At 67.7% G+C, this 15,788-nt stretch carries 12 protein-coding genes and 2 pseudogenes; 12 read left to right on the top strand and 2 right to left on the bottom strand.

What is annotated here, in order from left to right:
- Positions 1-93 precede the first annotated feature (93 nt).
- Positions 94-270 (top strand): hypothetical protein, encoded by a 177-nt coding sequence (locus ACFQBT_RS09685; protein ID WP_377822281.1) that lies wholly within the window; start codon positions 94-96, stop codon positions 268-270.
- 24 nt (positions 271-294) lie between these two features.
- A complete protein-coding gene (locus ACFQBT_RS09680; protein WP_377822279.1) occupies positions 295-1,419 on the top strand; it encodes a lipid II:glycine glycyltransferase FemX in 1,125 nt (374 codons plus the stop codon).
- A 3-nt stretch (positions 1,420-1,422) separates the two neighbouring features.
- Here the strand turns inward: ACFQBT_RS09680 and ppgK are convergent, their stop codons facing one another.
- Positions 1,423-2,214 carry a polyphosphate--glucose phosphotransferase gene (ppgK, locus tag ACFQBT_RS09675; protein ID WP_377822277.1) on the bottom strand — a complete coding sequence of 264 codons (792 nt, stop codon included), beginning with the start codon at positions 2,212-2,214 and terminating at the stop codon, positions 1,423-1,425.
- Positions 2,215-2,286: 72 nt separating this feature from the next.
- On the opposite strand from ppgK, the gene ACFQBT_RS09670 reads away from it, so the two are divergent.
- Genes ACFQBT_RS09670 through ACFQBT_RS09655 form a run of 4 tightly spaced genes read left to right on the top strand, consistent with a single transcriptional unit; the run spans position 2,287 to position 4,915 of the window.
- On the top strand, positions 2,287-2,472 hold the full coding sequence (locus ACFQBT_RS09670; RefSeq protein ID WP_377822275.1) for a methionine aminopeptidase: 186 nt from the start codon (positions 2,287-2,289) through the stop codon (positions 2,470-2,472).
- 1 nt (position 2,473) lies between these two features.
- Positions 2,474-3,682, top strand: coding sequence for an MFS transporter (locus tag ACFQBT_RS09665; protein WP_377825427.1), 1,209 nt, complete (start codon positions 2,474-2,476; stop codon positions 3,680-3,682).
- Between the two features lie 13 nt (positions 3,683-3,695).
- Positions 3,696-4,469 (top strand): MFS transporter, encoded by a 774-nt coding sequence (locus tag ACFQBT_RS09660; protein ID WP_377822273.1) that lies wholly within the window; start codon positions 3,696-3,698, stop codon positions 4,467-4,469.
- Complete coding sequence (locus ACFQBT_RS09655) at positions 4,406-4,915, top strand: MFS transporter (protein ID WP_377822272.1); 510 nt, start codon at positions 4,406-4,408, stop codon at positions 4,913-4,915. Before ACFQBT_RS09660 ends, ACFQBT_RS09655 begins: the two co-directional genes overlap by 64 nt.
- Positions 4,916-4,924: 9 nt before the next feature.
- Here the strand turns inward: ACFQBT_RS09655 and panB are convergent, their stop codons facing one another.
- Positions 4,925-5,773 carry a 3-methyl-2-oxobutanoate hydroxymethyltransferase gene (gene panB / locus ACFQBT_RS09650; protein WP_377822270.1) on the bottom strand — a complete coding sequence of 283 codons (849 nt, stop codon included), beginning with the start codon at positions 5,771-5,773 and terminating at the stop codon, positions 4,925-4,927.
- Between the two features lie 121 nt (positions 5,774-5,894).
- On the opposite strand from panB, the gene ACFQBT_RS09645 reads away from it, so the two are divergent.
- The 6 genes and pseudogenes from ACFQBT_RS09645 to hisB all read left to right on the top strand — a co-directional run bounded on the left by ACFQBT_RS09645 (position 5,895) and on the right by hisB (position 15,787).
- Entirely contained in the window at positions 5,895-8,216 is a 2,322-nt protein-coding gene (locus ACFQBT_RS09645; protein ID WP_377822268.1) for an immune inhibitor A domain-containing protein, read from the top strand.
- Positions 8,217-8,303: 87 nt separating this feature from the next.
- On the top strand, positions 8,304-9,641 hold the full coding sequence (locus tag ACFQBT_RS09640; RefSeq protein WP_377822266.1) for a glutamine synthetase family protein: 1,338 nt from the start codon (positions 8,304-8,306) through the stop codon (positions 9,639-9,641).
- Positions 9,642-9,660: 19 nt separating this feature from the next.
- Positions 9,661-12,668 (top strand): annotated as a pseudogene (locus tag ACFQBT_RS09635) (bifunctional [glutamine synthetase] adenylyltransferase/[glutamine synthetase]-adenylyl-L-tyrosine phosphorylase).
- Positions 12,669-12,685: 17 nt separating this feature from the next.
- Positions 12,686-14,034, top strand: a pseudogene (hisD, locus tag ACFQBT_RS09630) (histidinol dehydrogenase).
- Positions 14,031-15,182 (top strand): histidinol-phosphate transaminase, encoded by a 1,152-nt coding sequence (locus ACFQBT_RS09625; RefSeq protein ID WP_377822264.1) that lies wholly within the window; start codon positions 14,031-14,033, stop codon positions 15,180-15,182. The pseudogene hisD and the gene ACFQBT_RS09625 overlap by 4 nt, the downstream one beginning before the upstream one ends.
- Positions 15,179-15,787, top strand: coding sequence for an imidazoleglycerol-phosphate dehydratase HisB (gene hisB / locus ACFQBT_RS09620; RefSeq protein ID WP_377822262.1), 609 nt, complete (start codon positions 15,179-15,181; stop codon positions 15,785-15,787). The genes ACFQBT_RS09625 and hisB overlap by 4 nt, the downstream gene beginning before the upstream one ends.
- Position 15,788 lies beyond the last annotated feature (1 nt).

The raw sequence follows: 15,788 nt of genomic DNA, 5'->3' as shown, positions 1-15,788 counted from the left end.
TTGTTGGTACTTGTACATACATGACTGCAGATGCACAGGTAGGGCATGGGTCGACGGTTTCGCTCCAAGGGAAGGCTCGCCTAAGCTGGAACCGTGCCGGTCGTGAGAACCAAGAAGAAGTGCTGCAAGTCCAGCACGCGCTGCAAGAAGTGCCCCGTGGTGTGGCACCGGCTGGCCAAGCAGGGCTACGCCGAGCGTCAGGACAAGCGCACCTTCGAGGTGACCGGCAAGGTCGACAAGAAGTCCTTCAAGGCGGCGCGAGCACGCTGAGCGGACGTGGCTAGGGTTGATGCCATGAGCCTGCAGGTCACCGTCGTCGAGGACGAATCCGCCTGGAACGGCATCGTCAACGACGCCGGCGGCCACCCGTTGCAACTGTGGGGGTGGGGCGCGCTCAAGGCGCGCTACGAATGGGACGTCACCCGGCTAGTGGTGCATGACGACGAGAAAGTCATCGGCTCGGCCCAGGTGCTCTTCCGCAAACTCCCGGTCAGCTGCCTGGCTTACATCCCACGCGGCCCGCAAGCCGCCGAGGGCGACCGGGTCCGGGTCCTGCAGGCCATCGCGGACTACGTGAAGACGAGCCGGAAGCCGCTGGCACTGACGATCGAGCCGGATTGGCCCGAGCCGTTCTCCCCGGTGGCCCAGCCGGCCAAGGGCGACAAGGGACCTTCCGCCGACGAGGTCATCGCCCAGAAGCTCACCGAGCCGGTCAGCGGATGGCTGGCCGGGCTGGAAGCAGCAGGGTTCAGCCGGTCCGAGAACACCGGACTCATCCCGCACACGCTCATCGTGGATCTGACTCCGGACGAGAACGCCATCCTGGCCTCGTTCACCTCGACCACCCGCCAGAACGTCCGTAAGTCATTGCGTAACACGGAAGTTCGTTTCGGCGAGGTCGTGCACGACCGGGATCTGGACGCTGTTCTTGCGATCAACCGAGCCACCGGTGAACGCAACGGGTTCGCGGTCCATGACGATGGGTACCACCGAGGCATCCGCGACCTGATGGGCGGCGACTCGCATTTGCTGGCCGCCTGGGAGGATGAGCAGGTCGTCGCCTTCGTGTGGCTGGTCGCCTCCGCGCGCACCGCCTTCGAGTTGTACGGCGGGGTGTCACCTCGCGGGCAGAAGCTGCGCCTCAACTACGGCCTGAAGTTCTACGCGATGCAACAGATGAAGGCCATCGGAGTGCAACGCTACGACTTCAACGGCCTGCTCAACGACGGCATCTCCGATTTCAAGCGGCAGTTCGCCAAGCACGAGGACCAGTTGATCGGCACCTGGGACAAACCGCTCTCACCGCTCTACGCGCCGTACAGCAGGGCGCTGCCCGTCGTCCGCAAGACAGCGAAAACGTATCTGCCGCAGGCGAAGTCGCAGGTGTCGTCGGCGATCGGCAAGCTGCGCCGGAAGTAGCGGTTACTTCTTCGCAGCCTGGGAGCGTGCGTCGGCCAACCAGGCAGCGCCGACGATCCCGGCGGCGTTCTCCAGCTGAGCCGCCACGATCGGTGCCCGCAGGTGTAGCAGGGGAAGGAATTTCTCCGACTTCTTACTGACGCCGCCGCCCACCACGATCAGGTCCGGCCAGAGCAGGTCCTCCACGTGGCTGTAGTAGCGCTGCAACCGCTCGGCCCACTTCTCCCAGGACAGATCCTCGCGGTCGCGGGCACTGTCCGCCGCCTTGTGCTCGGCGTCGTGACCGTCGATCTCCAGGTGGCCCAGCTCAGTGTTGGGGACCAGCGCGCCTTCGTTGAGCAAGGCGCTGCCGATGCCGGTGCCCAGCGTCGAGACCAGCACCAGGCCTTCGTGGTCGCGTGCCGCCCCGTAGTGCAGCTCGCCGACGCCGGCGGCGTCCGCGTCGTTGACGACGGTGACCGGATGGCCCAGCTTCGAACTCAGCATCTCCTCCGCCGCCATCCCGATCCACCCGGAGTCGATATTGGCGGCGGTGCGCACCACGCCGTGGGTGACCACGGCAGGCAGGGTGATGCCGATCGCCTCGCCGCGGATCTGATCCTCGAAGTGTTCGACGATCTGCGCGATCACCTCGGTGACGGCGGCCGGTGTGGACGGCTGCGGGGTTTCGATGCGCAGCCGGTCGGCGGCGAATTGCCCCGTCGACAGATCGACCGGCGCCCCCTTGATCCCGCTGCCGCCTACGTCAATGCCAAGGGGTACGTCGCGCTCATAGCTGATGAGTCTATGACCCACGCCACGATGAGCGGTCACAGGCGACGACGCATAGGCTGGCCCCGATCCCGTTCGATGCCGCAAGGAGCCGTTATGCAGTACTGGTACAACGTCGATACCGCGCAGGTGGAGTCCGACGACGACCGCTCGCCCAACGCCAACGTCATGGGCCCCTACGACACGCCGGAGGCGGCGCAGAACGCCCTGCAGACGGCACACGAGAAGTCCGAGCAGTGGGACGAAGAGGACCGTCGCTGGAACGACGAAGGACAGCGCTGACCTGAACGCCTACCGCCGCCTCCTCTCGCTGCCGGGGGCACGTTCTTTCGTTGTCAGTGCCGCGGTCGGACGCCTCGGCAACGCCATGTTCGGCGTTGCGATCGTCGCGATGATTTCGGGTCGGACCGGTTCCTACGGACTGGCCGGCGCGGTCTCCGCGGTCGGATTGATGGTCTTCGCCATTACCGCGGTCATCGTCGGGCGCCTCATCGACACCCACGGTCAACGGCGTATCGCTCTGCCGCTCGTGGCCTGGGGTGTGATCTGGTCGGTCATGACCGTGCTGGCCTCGCTGCTGTCCTGGCCGACCTGGACGCTGTTCGTCACCTACTCGCTCAGTGCGATCGTCGTGGAGATCGGGACGATGTCGCGGGCACGCTGGGTGCACCTGGCTCCCGACGATCTGCGGCACTCGGCCATGGCCCTGGAGCAGGTGGCCGACGAGATCTCCTTCGTCATCGGGCCGGCGCTCGCCGCAGCCCTGGCCACCATCTTGTTCCCCGAGTCCGGATTCATTCTCGCGGTGGTGCTCTACGCCAGCGGCACCGCTCTGCTGATGGCCAACCGGCGCACCGAGCCGCCCGCTCGTGCCGAGCACGTGCACCAACCCACCCTGGCCATCGTGCAACCCGGCATCCAGGTCCTCGCGGTGTGCCTGTTCCTGGTCGGAGTGATCTTCGGCAGCAACGAGATCGTCACCATCGCTGTCAGCAAACAGTTCGGTCACGCGAGCCTGGCCGGCATCGTTCTGGGCACGTTCGCCCTGGGGTCGGCCATTGCTGCCCTGGGCTTCGGCACGCGTACGGTGCGGATGCCGATGCGACGGGTTCTTCTGGTCTCCGCGGTGATCCTCGTGGTGATGCAGGCGCCCATCCTGCTGGCCCAGTCGGTCGGCGTACTCGCCGTCCTGATGTTTCTCGCCGGGCTGGCCGCCGCGCCGGCCCTGGTGACCTCTATGAACCTGACCCAGCAACTGATCCCGGTGCATCAGATCAACGAGGCACTCAGCGTGGTCCTCACGGCCATGCTGGTCGGAGTCGCCGCGGGGTCGGCCGTCGGCGGAGTGGTGGCCGATCACGTTGGCGGCGCGCACGCCTACGTGGTGCCGTTGGCCGCCGGTGCATCGCTCGCGCTCACTGCAGCCCTGGGTCAGCGCGTCCTGGCCCGGCCACGTGACGACGCAACGAGCGAGTACATAGAGAAGGTATAAAGTTGGTTATGTGGTGAACCTTTCGCAACCGACGCAACCGGACACCACCTACGACACCCCGGCCGACCTGCGCAGACTGGCGTTACCGATCTACGGCCCGAGCCTGCTCTTCGGCCTGGGCGAGGGCGCGATCCTGCCGGTGATCGCGTTGTCCGCCCGATCGTTCGGTGCCTCCGTCGCCGTGGCCGCTTTGATGGTGATGCTGATCAACGCCGGCTCGCTGGTCTTCAATGTGCCCGCTTCGATCATCTGCGACCGGTACGGCGAGCGGTTGGCCATCGTGGGAGCCTCGGCCCTGGGGGTGGCGGCCACCGTGCTGTGTCTGGTCGCCGGCAACCTCGCTGTCTTCTCGGTGGGCGTTTTCCTGATCGGCATCGCCAGTTCGGTGTTCCTGCTGGCCCGCCAGACGTATCTGACCGAAGCCGTTCCGGCTCAGTACCGCGCTCGCGCGCTGTCCACCCTGGGCGGCGTCATGCGGGTCGGTGTCTTCATCGGTCCGTTCCTCGGTGCGGCCGCGATGGTCGTCTGGCATCTGCGGGGGCGTACGTCGTGTGCGTCGTCGCGCTCCTGCTGGCCGGCGTCCTCGGGGCGACCTTGCAGGACCTACCCGGTCACGGGCTGGCCGCGCGCACGGCACCGGATGCCGTTGCGCCGCCGCGGGTCCGCACGATCCTGCGCGAGAAGTGGAGTGTCTTCGCCACCGTCGGCGTCGGCATCCTGCTGGTGTCCGCCGTACGCCAATCACGCCAGGCGGTCATCCCGTTGTGGGCCGAGCACCTGGGGCTGAGCCCGCAGGTCAGTTCGGTGATCTACGGCGTCTCCGGCGCCATCGACATGCTGGTCTTCTACCCGGCCGGCAAGGTGATGGACGTCCGCGGCCGGCGGTGGGTGACGGTGCCCTCGATGCTGGTGATGGGTCTGTCGATGCTGGCCATGCCGCTCACCCACGGGGTCGCGACGTTGACCCTGGTCTCGTGCATTCTCGGTTTCGGGAACGGGATCGGCGCCGGCATGGTCATGACGTTGGGCGCGGACTTCGCACCTGATCTGGGCCGCGCGCAGTTCCTCGGCATCTGGCGGGAGATGTCCGACATCGGCGGCACCGCAGGCCCGCTGCTGCTCGCCGCCTTCACGGCGCTGCTCGGACTGGGTCCGGCTATCGCCATTTCCGGCGGGATCGGTCTGGTGGCGGCCCTGCAGATGTGGCGGGCCGTGCCGCGGCGGTCGGTGTGAAGGCCGAGCTCAGCTGTCGAATGAATGCTCGGGCCCGGGGAACGTCCCGGCCTCGACCTCGGCCTTGTACTCGCGTGCGGCCGCCAGCAGGGTGCCGTGCAGATCGGCGTACTGCTTGACGAAGCGCGGCATCTTCCGGTCGTTCAGGCCGGCGAAGTCGTACCAGACCAGCACCTGGGCGTCACACCCCACGCCGGCGCCGATGCCGATCGTCGGGATGGTCAGCTGTTCGGTCACCTTGGCGGCAATGGGCGCGGGCACCATCTCCAATACGACGGCAAACGCTCCCGCCTCCTGGACCGCGTGTGCCGAGCGCAGCAATTCCTGCGCCTTCTCCTGCCCACGACCCTGCACCCGGTAACCGCCCAGGGCGTGCTCGCTCTGCGGGGTGAAGCCGATGTGCGCCATCACCGGGATCCCGGCGGCGGTGATCGCTTCGATGACCGGCGCCATCTCGACGCCGCCCTCCAGCTTCACCGCATGCGCCTGCCCCTCCTTCATGAACCGCACGGCGGTCTTCAGCGCCTGCTGCGGGCTGACCTCGTAACTGCCGAAGGGCAGGTCCGCGACAACCAGCGTGTTGGGGGCTCCGCGCACGACTGCGCGCACCAGCGGGAGCAACTCATCGGTGGTCACGGGCAGGGTGGTGTCGTAACCGAGAGCGTTGTTCGCCGCCGAGTCGCCGACCAGCAGAACGGGAATCCCGGCTTCGTCGAAGATCGAGGCCGACGCCCGGTCGTACGCGGTGAGCATGGCCCATCGTTCGCCGCGCTGTTTGGCCTCCAGCAGATGCACGATCCGCGTGCGCCGGCGGGGCGCGGGCGTGCCGGCGCCGTACGGCGCGGTCTGTTCGCTCATGGACGCATCGTAGTTCCTGAAAATGACCTGTCAGTTTCCCACCAAAACACCGGAAAACCTTGCAAGATCCTCTCAGGCGTGCGTAACCCCGCCGCCGATCCGACTCCCACACGGAGGAATTGTGAAAGTACGTCTCGTGGGCGCCTTGACGGGTGCCACCGTGATCAGTCTGGGCCTGACCCTCACCGCCACCGGTGCTGGTGCCCTCTCGGTCCCTGCCGTCGGCCCGGCCGGACCGGATCAGCAGCAGGCCCAGAAGGACAACTATCCCAGCCCGCGCGCCGACGCGGCCGCTGCGTTGCGGCAGGAGGCGGTCACCAAACTCGTCCAGGGTAGGGCCAGCACCAAGGAGGTGAACGGTAAGACCGTCATCGAGGTGCAGTCGGAGACCAGCGGCTCCTCGGGCAAGAAGGGGTCCAAGGGGACCAAGGGCAAGCAGAGCCGCTACGTCGAGTACGACGTGGACCGCACTGCGTCGATCTTCACCGTGCTGTCCCAGTTCGGTACGGCGACCAAACCGGCCGCCGGCGGGACCGCCGGTCCGTTGGTCAACCAGATCGCCAAGCCGGACCGCGCGCAGGACAACTCGACCTACTGGGAGAGCAACTTCGACCGCAAGCACTACCTGGACATGATGTTCGGGACCAAGGGCGAATCCTTCAAGAACTTCTACAAGGCGCAGTCACAGGGCCGGTTCGATGTCGAAGGTGACGTCTCGGACTGGGTGACGCTGCCCTACAACGAAGCGGCCTACGGCAGTAACAAGTACGCCAACGATGCTGTCGGCTACTGGGCCTACATCAGCGACACGCTGACCGCCTGGTACAACCAGCAGAAGGCCTCCGGCAAGACGGACGCGCAGATCAAGGACTACCTGTCGCAGTTCGACAAGTGGGACCGCTACGACTACGACGGCGACGGTAACTTCGATGAGCCGGACGGCTACATCGACCACTTCCAGGCCATCCACGCCGGTGAGGGCGAGGAGGCCGGCGGCGGCGCGCAGGGCGAGGACGCCATCTGGAGCCACCGTTGGGCGGTTGGCTACGGTTACGGCAGCACCGGCCCCGGCGCCAACAAGGGCGGCGGCGTGCAGATCGGTAACACCGGGATCTGGGTCGCGGACTACACGACCGAGCCGGAGAACGGCGGCCTCGGCGTCTTCACCCACGAGTTCGGTCACGACCTGGGTCTGCCGGACCTCTACGACACCACCAACATGGCCACCAACTCCACGTCCTTCTGGACCTTGATGAGTGCCGGTTCCTGGTTGAACCACGGCAAGGACGACATCGGGACGACCCCGGGTTACATGGGCGCCTGGGAGAAGCTGCAGTTGGGCTGGCTCGACTTCAAGACGGTCTCCTACGGCTCGCGGGCACTGGTCAACCTCGGCCCGGCGGACCTGGACAACCGCCGCAAGCCGCAGGCCCTCGCGGTCACGCTCCCGAACAAGACGGTCGTCACGGACTACAACAAACCCAAGTCCGGTTCCTACGAATGGTGGAGCGGTCGCGGCGACAACTACACCTCGTCGCTGACCCGCGACCTGGACCTGACCAGTGCCTCGACGGCGTCGCTGTCGGCCGCCATCTGGTACGACATCGAAGACGGCTACGACTACCTGTATCCGCAGGTGTCGACCGACGGCGGCGGCACGTGGACCAACGTCGGTAACGCCATCACCGGCTCTGCGCCGCAATGGGGTTCGGTCAACTACGACCTGTCGGCCTACAAGGGACAGAAGGTCAAGTTCCGCTTCCTCTACCAGACCGACGGCGGCGTGAACGAGGCCGGAGCCTTCCTGGACGACCTCGCCTTGACCGTGGACGGCTCCACGGCCGTTGACGATGTCGAGTCGACCACCAGCGCGTGGGCGCCCAGCGGGTTCACCCGCATGGGCGGGTCCACCTCCAAACAGGTCGCGCACTACTACCTGGCCGAGTACCGCCGCTACTCCGGCTACGACAAGACGCTCAAGGAGGGTCCGTACAACTTCGGTTGGAGCCCGGCTCCGAAACCTGACTACGTGGAGCACTTCCCCTATCAGGACGGCTTGCTGGTCTCCTATGTGAACAACGAGTTCGCGAACAACAACGTCTTCACCCACCCCGGTGGCGGTTTGGTGCTGCCGGTTGACGCTCATCCGGCACCGCTGAAGTGGTCGACCGGTCAGTTGATGTCCAACCGCATCTCGCCGTTCGACGCCACCTTCGGCACCGAGCGGACCGATGCCTTGACGCTGCACCGCCAGGGCGTCGAGACCAAGGTCCCCTCGCAGGCCGCGGTCCGTACCTTCGATGACTCCAGTGCCACCAAGTACTGGAGCGCCGAAAGCCCGTACGCCTCGGTCAAGACGGCCGGTTCCGGGACGAAGATCTCGGTGCTGACCAAACTGGGTGACGGCATGGTCCTGTGGGTGGACGCCACCAAGAAGCGGTAACCGCCCAGGTGATGGTCCCCGGATGCGTCCGCGTATCCGGGGACCATCCCTGTCTGGGCCTGACCGCAATAGGGCAGGATCGGGGATATGGATCGTCAGCAAGAGTTCGTTCTGCGCACCATCGAGGAGCACGACATCCGCTTCGTGCGGTTGTGGTTCACCGATGTGCTGGGCACCCTCAAATCGGTGGCCGTCGCACCGGCGGAGTTGGAGGGCGCCTTCTCTGAGGGGCTGGGCTTCGACGGCAGCTCCATCGAGGGGCTGGCCCGGGTCTTCGAGTCCGACATGTTGGTGCGCCCCGACGCCTCCAGTTTCCAGATCCTCACATGGCGCGGTGAACGGCCCGGGACCGCAAGGATGTTCGCCGATATCCGGTTGCCCGACGGCACCGCCAGCATGGCCGATCCACGCAATGTGCTGCAGCGGGTGCTGACCGGCGCGGCCAAGGCCGGCTACACCTTCTACGTCCACCCGGAGATCGAGTTCTATCTGTTCGACAGGAAACCCGGAAGCGGTGAGGTGCCCGTGCCGGTCGACCACGCCGGGTTCTTCGATCACGTGCCGCACGGCACCGGCCAGGACTTCCGCAAGGCCGCCATCATGCTGCTGGAGACGATGGGCATCTCGGTGGAGTTCAGCCACCACGAAGCCGGGCCGGGGCAGAACGAGATCGACCTGCGCTACGCCGACGCGCTCACCATGTCCGACAACATCCAGACCTTCCGCGCAATCATCCGCGAGGTGGCCCTGGAGCATGGCCTGTTCGCATCGTTCATGCCCAAACCCCTTGCGCAACAGCCCGGCTCGGGTATGCACTCGCACGTTTCGCTGTTCGAGGGCGACGACAACGCCTTCCACGACCCGGCCGGTCGCTACGAGCTCTCGGAGATCGGTCAGCAGTTCATCGCCGGCATCCTGCACCACGCCCCGGAGATCAGCGCGGTCACCAACCAGTACGTCAACTCCTACAAGCGGTTGTGGGGCGGCGCCGAGGCACCCGCCTACATCTGCTGGGGGCACAACAACCGCAGCGCAATGGTCCGGGTCCCGATGTACAAACCGGGCAAGGGAGCCAGCACGCGGGTGGAGATCCGCTCCATCGACTCGGCCGCCAACCCCTACCTGACCTATGCCGTGCTGCTGGCCGCCGGGATGAAGGGCATCGAGCAGGGCTACGAGCTGCCGCCCGAATCCGAGGACGACGTCTGGAACCTCACCGAGCAGGAGCGCTTGGCGATGGGTCTACGGCCGCTGCCGGCGTCGTTGGACCATGCGATCCACCTGATGGAGGAGAGTGAACTGGTCGCGGAAACCCTGGGCGAGCACGTCTTCGACTTCTTCCTGCGCAACAAGCGTGCCGAGTGGGCGGCCTACCGCGACCAGGTCACGCGGTTCGAGCTCGACGAGTACCTCAACCTGCCGTGACCGGGGCCGGAGCGCTCTGATGGCCACGCCGCGCACCGAGTCCCCTCGTGCTGCCCTGGTGCGGGCCGGGGTCCTGGACACCGATCGCGGGCTGGCCTTCGCCGAGGAGCTCGGCGACTGGGCGCCGGGCCTGGTCCGGTGCCTGGCCAAGGCGCCGGATCCGGACCAGGCGCTGTTGACCCTCACCCGCCTGCGGGAGGTGATGGACGACCAGCAACGTACGGCGATCGCGCAGTTGCTCGAGACCTGCGACGTCCGCTCGCACCGGTTGATCTCCGTCGTGGGGGCATCCGTCGCGTTCGGCGACCACCTGGTCAAACATCCGCAGTCCTGGGTGGACGTGGTGGACGCCGCGCTGGACCCGGCACCCGTCGTACGTGCCGAAATGGTCGAGGCAGTGACACCGGTTCTCCCGCAGCCCGGGCAGGCACCGGACGCGGCATACGACGCGTTGCGGGTCGCCTACGACCGGCGGGTGTGCCGGATAGCGGCGATCGACCTGACATCGGATCCGTTCGAGGCCTTCCCGGCGATCGCCGAGGCGCTCGCCGAGGCGGCGGGTGCGGCGCTGGAAGCCGCGCACCGGATCGCCTGCGCGCGCGTCGAGGGGTCCGACCACGTGCGCCTCGCTGTGATCGCCATGGGCAAAACCGGCGGCCGGGAACTGAACTACATCTCCGACGTCGACGTGATCTTCGCCGCGGAGCCTGCGCCCGGCGTACCCGAACAGGACGCCATGCGCATCGGTGCGGAGGTCGCCAGCGAGCTGATGCGCGCCTGCTCCATGCGCACCGCCGAGGGCAGCCTCTGGCAGGTCGACGCGGCGCTACGGCCGGAGGAAAAGCCGGGCCGCTGGTCCGCTCGGTAGAGAATCACCGGCACTACTACGAGCGCTGGGCCAGCACCTGGGAGTTCCAGGCGTTGCTCAAGGCTCGTCCGGTCGCCGGCGATCCGCAGGTGGGTCAGGCCTATCTGGACGCTGTGCAGCCGTTCGTGTGGCAGGCCAGTAGCCGGGACAACTTCGTGCCCGACGTGCAGGCGATGCGCCGGCGGGTCGAGCAGTTGCTGCCCGCCGGGGATGCCGACCGCGAACTCAAACTGGGCAAGGGTGGTCTGCGGGACATCGAATTCAGTGTGCAGTTGCTGCAGTTGGTGCACGGGCGCACCGATCCCCGGTTGCGGGTGCGGTCGACGCTGTCCGGGTTGGAGTCGCTGTCCCGGGGCGGTTACGTCGGGCGGACCGACGCGCACGACCTGGACGACGCCTACCGGGTGCTGCGGGTGCTGGAGCACCGGATCCAGATGTGGCGGATGAAGCGCACCCACCTGATGCCCACTGCCGAGGATGATCTGCGCCGGCTGGGCAGGGCCGTCGGTTTCACCGCCGATCCCGTGCGTCAGGTGCAGACCCTGCGGGCCGAGGAGTCGCGCAAGGCACGCCGGTTGCACGAGCGACTCTTCTACCGCCCGTTGCTCAGCGCGGTGGCCCGGCTCACCGACGACGATGCCCGGCTCACCACGCAGGACGCCCAGGAGCGCTTGGCCGCTCTGGGCTACCGCGACCCGGCCGGTGCGATGCGGCACATCGAGGCGCTGACGGTGGGGGTCAGCCGGCGGGCCGCGATCCAGCGCACCCTGTTGCCGGTGCTGCTGCGTCGCTTCGCCGACGAGGCCGATCCCGACATGGGGCTGCTGGCCTTCCGCAAGGTCTCCGAAGCGCTGGGCTCGACGCACTGGTACCTGAAGATGCTGCGCGACGAAGGCGGTGCGGCCGACATCCTCGCGCGGGTGCTGGCCAGTAGCCGCTACGTCGGCGGTCTGATCGAGCGCGCTCCCTCCACGGTCGCGATGTTCGGCGACCTGAGCGCGCTGCGACCGCGCCCGCGCGCGGACATCGCGGAGTCGATGCAGGTGGCGATCGAGCGGCACCGCAATGACGACCAGGAAGCCGTGACGGCGGTGCGCACCATCCGGCGCGCCGAACTCATCCGCATCGCGACCGCCGACCTGTCCGGGCGCCTCGAACTCCTCGACATCGAGGACGGCCTGACCGACCTGACCGCGGCCACGTTGCAGGCGGTGCTCGACGTCTCGATCCGCGCGGCGCAGCGGGCCCAGGGCACGATCGTCACCCGGGTCGCGATCATCGGGATGGGCCGCCTCGGCGGCGGCGAGACCGGCTACTCCAGCGATGCCGACGTGCTCTTCGTGCACGATCCGTTGCCGGGTGCGGACGCACAGCTGGCGCAGAACCAGGCTGAGCGCATCGTCACCGAGGTGCGCCGGTGGCTGGGCGGCGCGGGACCCGACCCGGCGCTGGGCATCGACGCCGATCTGCGACCCGAAGGCCGCTCCGGTCCGCTGGTGCGCACTTTCGAGTCCTACGCCGCGTACTACGCGCGGTGGTCGGAGGGCTGGGAGGCCCAGGCGCTGCTGCGGGCGACGCCGGTGGCCGGTGATGCGGACCTGGGGGAACGATTCATCGCCCTGATCGACCCGTTGCGCTATCCCGCGGACGGGATCTCTGCGGCGGCGATCCGTCAGATTCGGTTGCTCAAGGCGCGGGTCGAGGCTGAGCGCATTCCGCGCGGCGGCAACGCATTGACCCACCTGAAGCTGGGTCGCGGGGGACTGTCCGATGTCGAGTGGACCGTGCAACTCATGCAATTGCGCTACGCCGGAAAGGTCCCACAGATCCGCAACCCCGCGACGATCACCCCATTGCACGCGATGGTCGACTGCGACCTGATCAGTGCCGAACACGCCGACGCGCTGGAGCAGTCATGGACGATGGCCACCCGGATCCGCAACGCTTCGGTGCTCTGGCGGGGCCGCGCCGTCGACTCCTTGCCCTCCGACGTGGTCGACGCCAACGGCATCGCCAGCATCCTGGGCATGGGTCAGGGTGCGGGGGAGGCACTGCGCAACGACTACCTGCGGATGGCCCGGCGTGCGCGCGGGGTCATGGAGCGGGAGTTCTACGACCGGGATCCAGACGCCGGACGGGACCGGGAGCCCACCCGGTAGTTCCCTAGAATGGTGCCGTGATCTCCCGTATCGACCTGCGCGGTGACGCGCTGGCGCGCCTCGACGCCCGCCAGTTGCGCACCGTCCTGCCCCGCGCCGAGTTCGACGTGGACGCCGCCCTGGAGACGGTGCGTCCGATCTGCGAGCAGGTCCGCGAGCATGGTGCCGAGGCGCTGCGTGAGTTGGGGGGCGCTTCGATCACGTGCGCCCGACGCAGTTGCGGGTGCCGGCCGATGTGCTGGCGAGTGCACTGCAGGATTTGTCGCGCGACGTACGTGCGGCGTTGGAGGAGTCCATCCGCCGGGCTCGGGTGGTGCACGAGGACCAGCGCCGGGTCGACACGGTGACCCAGGTGGTCCCCGGCGGCGTCGTCATCGAGCGGCACGTGCCCGTCGAGCGGGTCGGGCTCTACGTGCCCGGTGGCCGGGCGGTCTACCCCAGCAGCGTGGTCATGAACGTCGTGCCCGCGCAGGTGGCGGGCGTCGGCTCGTTGGCCGTGGCCAGTCCGCCCCAGGCGGACAACACCGGCGCGTACGCCGGGTACCCCCACCCCACGATCCTGGCCGCCTGCGAATTGCTCGGGGTCGATGAGGTCTACACCGTCGGCGGCGCGCAAGCGATCGCGATGTTCGCCTACGGTGCTCGCGAGGATGACGGCAGCGTCGTGTGCGAGCCGGTCAATCTGGTGACCGGGCCGGGCAACATCTACGTGGCGGCCGCCAAGCGTCTGCTGCAGGGTGTGATCGGCATCGACGCCGAGGCCGGCCCGACCGAGATCGCGATCCTGGCCGACGACAGCGCCGATCCGCAGTACGTCGCGGCGGACCTGATCAGCCAGGCCGAGCACGACCCGCTGGCCGCGTCCGTCCTGGTCACCGATTCACCGGAGCTGGCCGATGCGGTGGAAACTGCTCTGCAGGAGCGGGTTTCGCACACCAAACACGAAGTGCGGGTCAAGGAGGCCCTGAGCGGTGCTCAGTCCGGCATCGTGCTGGTCGACGACGTCGAGGCCGGCGTGCGGGTCGTGGACGCCTACGGCGCGGAGCACCTGGAGATCCAGACCCGCGACGCCGCTGAGGTGGCCGCACGCATCCGCAATGCGGGCGCGATCTTCGTCGGCGACTTCGCCCCGGTCAGCCTCGGCGACTACGCCGCCGGCTCCAATCACGTTCTGCCGACCGGCGGCTGCGCCTGTCACAGCTCCGGACTGTCGGTGCAGTCGTTCCTGCGCGGCATCCACGTCGTGGACTACACGCGCGATGCGCTGGCCGACGTAGCGGCGACCGTGGTGACGCTGGCCGAGTCCGAGGACCTGCCCGCGCACGGCCAGGCGGTCACGGCACGCTTCGGCGACGAACTGCCATGACCGGGGACACCCCGGTGCGTGCCCGGCTGAGTGAGTTGCTGCGCCCGGACCTGCAGGGCCAGACGGCGTACGGCGCGCCGCAGCTTCCCGTGGCCGTGGCCTTGAACACCAACGAGTCCTCGTACTCCGTGCCCGAAGAGGTCGTCGCAGCGATCATCGCACGGGTGGCGCAGGTCGCTCCTGACCTGAATCGCTACCCCGATCGCGAATTCGTCGATCTACGAACGGCTTTGGCGGCCTATCTGCAGATCGCCACTGGTGTCGAGTTGTCACCGGCCCAGTTGTGGGCCGGCAATGGCTCCAACGAGGTCTTGTCGCACATCGTGGCGGCGTTCGGAGGTCCCGGGCGGGTCGCCCTCGGCTTCACCCCGGCGTACTCCATGCACCCCATCATCAGTCGCGGTGTCGGGACGGGTTGGGTCGACGGTCTGCGGAACGCCACCGGCGCCGGCTACGACGTCGACGCGGAGCTGGCCGTGCAGCAGGTGGGCCAGCACGAGCCCGACATCGTCTTCCTGTGCTCGCCCAACAACCCGACCGGCACCGCGGTCGGCCTCGACGTCGTCGAGGCGGTCTATGACGCGTTGCCGCGCGGGATCGTGGTCGTCGACGAGGCGTACGCCGAGTTCGCCCGGCCGGGGACGCGCAGCGCGTTGACGCTGCTGCCCGGGCGGGAGCGGCTGGTGGTGACCCGCACGATGTCGAAGGCGTTCGCTTTCGCGGGGGTGCGGTTGGGCTATCTGGCCGCCGACCCGGAGCTGACCGAGCTGCTGCGGCTCGTGCGGCTGCCCTACCACCTGTCCTCGGTGACGCAGGCGGTCGCCGAGGCAGCGTTGGAACACGCCGGCACGATGCTGGCGATGGTCGAGGCCATCAAGGCTATGCGTGACGAATTATCAACAGCCACAGCACAACTCGGGCTGAAGCCGGTTCCGTCGGACGCCAACTTCGTCCTGGTCGGCGGCTTCGCCGATGCGGCCGGCGCCTGGCAGGTCCTGCTCGATCGCGGGGTGCTCGTACGTGACGTCGGCATCCCGCATCACCTACGCATCACAGCGGGCACGCCGGAGGAGACTCAGACCGTGCTGCGGGTGCTGAGCCAGAGCATCGAGGACGGCAGCATCGCGCTGCAGAAGGAGACATCGTGACGGGTCAGCACCGGACCGCGCACCTACAGCGCTCCACCAAGGAGAGTTCGGTCGACCTGTGGCTCGACCTGGACGGCACCGGGGAGGCGGAGATCAGCACGGGTGTGCGGTTCTACGACCACATGCTCGACAGCTTCGCCCGCCACAGCCTGATCGACCTGAAGGTCACGACGACCGGTGACACGGACATCGATGCGCATCACAGTGTCGAGGACACCGCGATCGTGCTCGGCGACGCAGTCCGCGAGGCGCTGGGCGACAAGAGCGGGATCAGCCGGTTCGGCGATGCGCTCGTCCCGCTGGATGAGGCGCTCGCGCAGGCCGTGGTCGATGTCGCGGGCCGGCCGTTCTTCGTGCACGAGGGCGAACCCGACGCGCAGGCCTACGTGATCATCGGCGGCAGCTACACAGGATCACTGACCCAGCACGTCTTCCAGAGCTTCGCGACGCACGCCGGGATCGCCTTGCACGTGCGATTGGTGTCCGGACGCGATCCGCACCACATCGCCGAGTGCCAGTTCAAGGCAGTCGCTCGGGCCCTGCGGTTCGCGGTCGAGCGGGACCCCCGGGTCGTCGGGATCCCGAGCGCCAAGGGCGCGCTCTAGC

This window comes from Branchiibius cervicis (assembly GCF_042661605.1).
In the GTDB taxonomy this organism is placed as follows: Bacteria; Actinomycetota; Actinomycetes; order Actinomycetales; family Dermatophilaceae; genus Branchiibius; species Branchiibius cervicis.
This window is presented reverse-complemented; position numbering and strand designations above follow the sequence as displayed.

Excerpts from the sequence above, each read along its gene's own strand:
- ACFQBT_RS09680 (WP_377822279.1), top strand. The coding sequence starts at position 295 with ATGAGCCTGCAGGTCACCGTCGTCGAGGACGAATCCGCCTGGAACGGC.
- ACFQBT_RS09670 (WP_377822275.1), top strand. The coding sequence starts at position 2,287 with ATGCAGTACTGGTACAACGTCGATACCGCGCAGGTGGAGTCCGACGAC.
- panB (WP_377822270.1), bottom strand. The coding sequence starts at position 5,773 with ATGAGCGAACAGACCGCGCCGTACGGCGCCGGCACGCCCGCGCCCCGC.
- ACFQBT_RS09640 (WP_377822266.1), top strand. The coding sequence starts at position 8,304 with ATGGATCGTCAGCAAGAGTTCGTTCTGCGCACCATCGAGGAGCACGAC.
- ACFQBT_RS09625 (WP_377822264.1), top strand. The coding sequence starts at position 14,031 with ATGACCGGGGACACCCCGGTGCGTGCCCGGCTGAGTGAGTTGCTGCGC.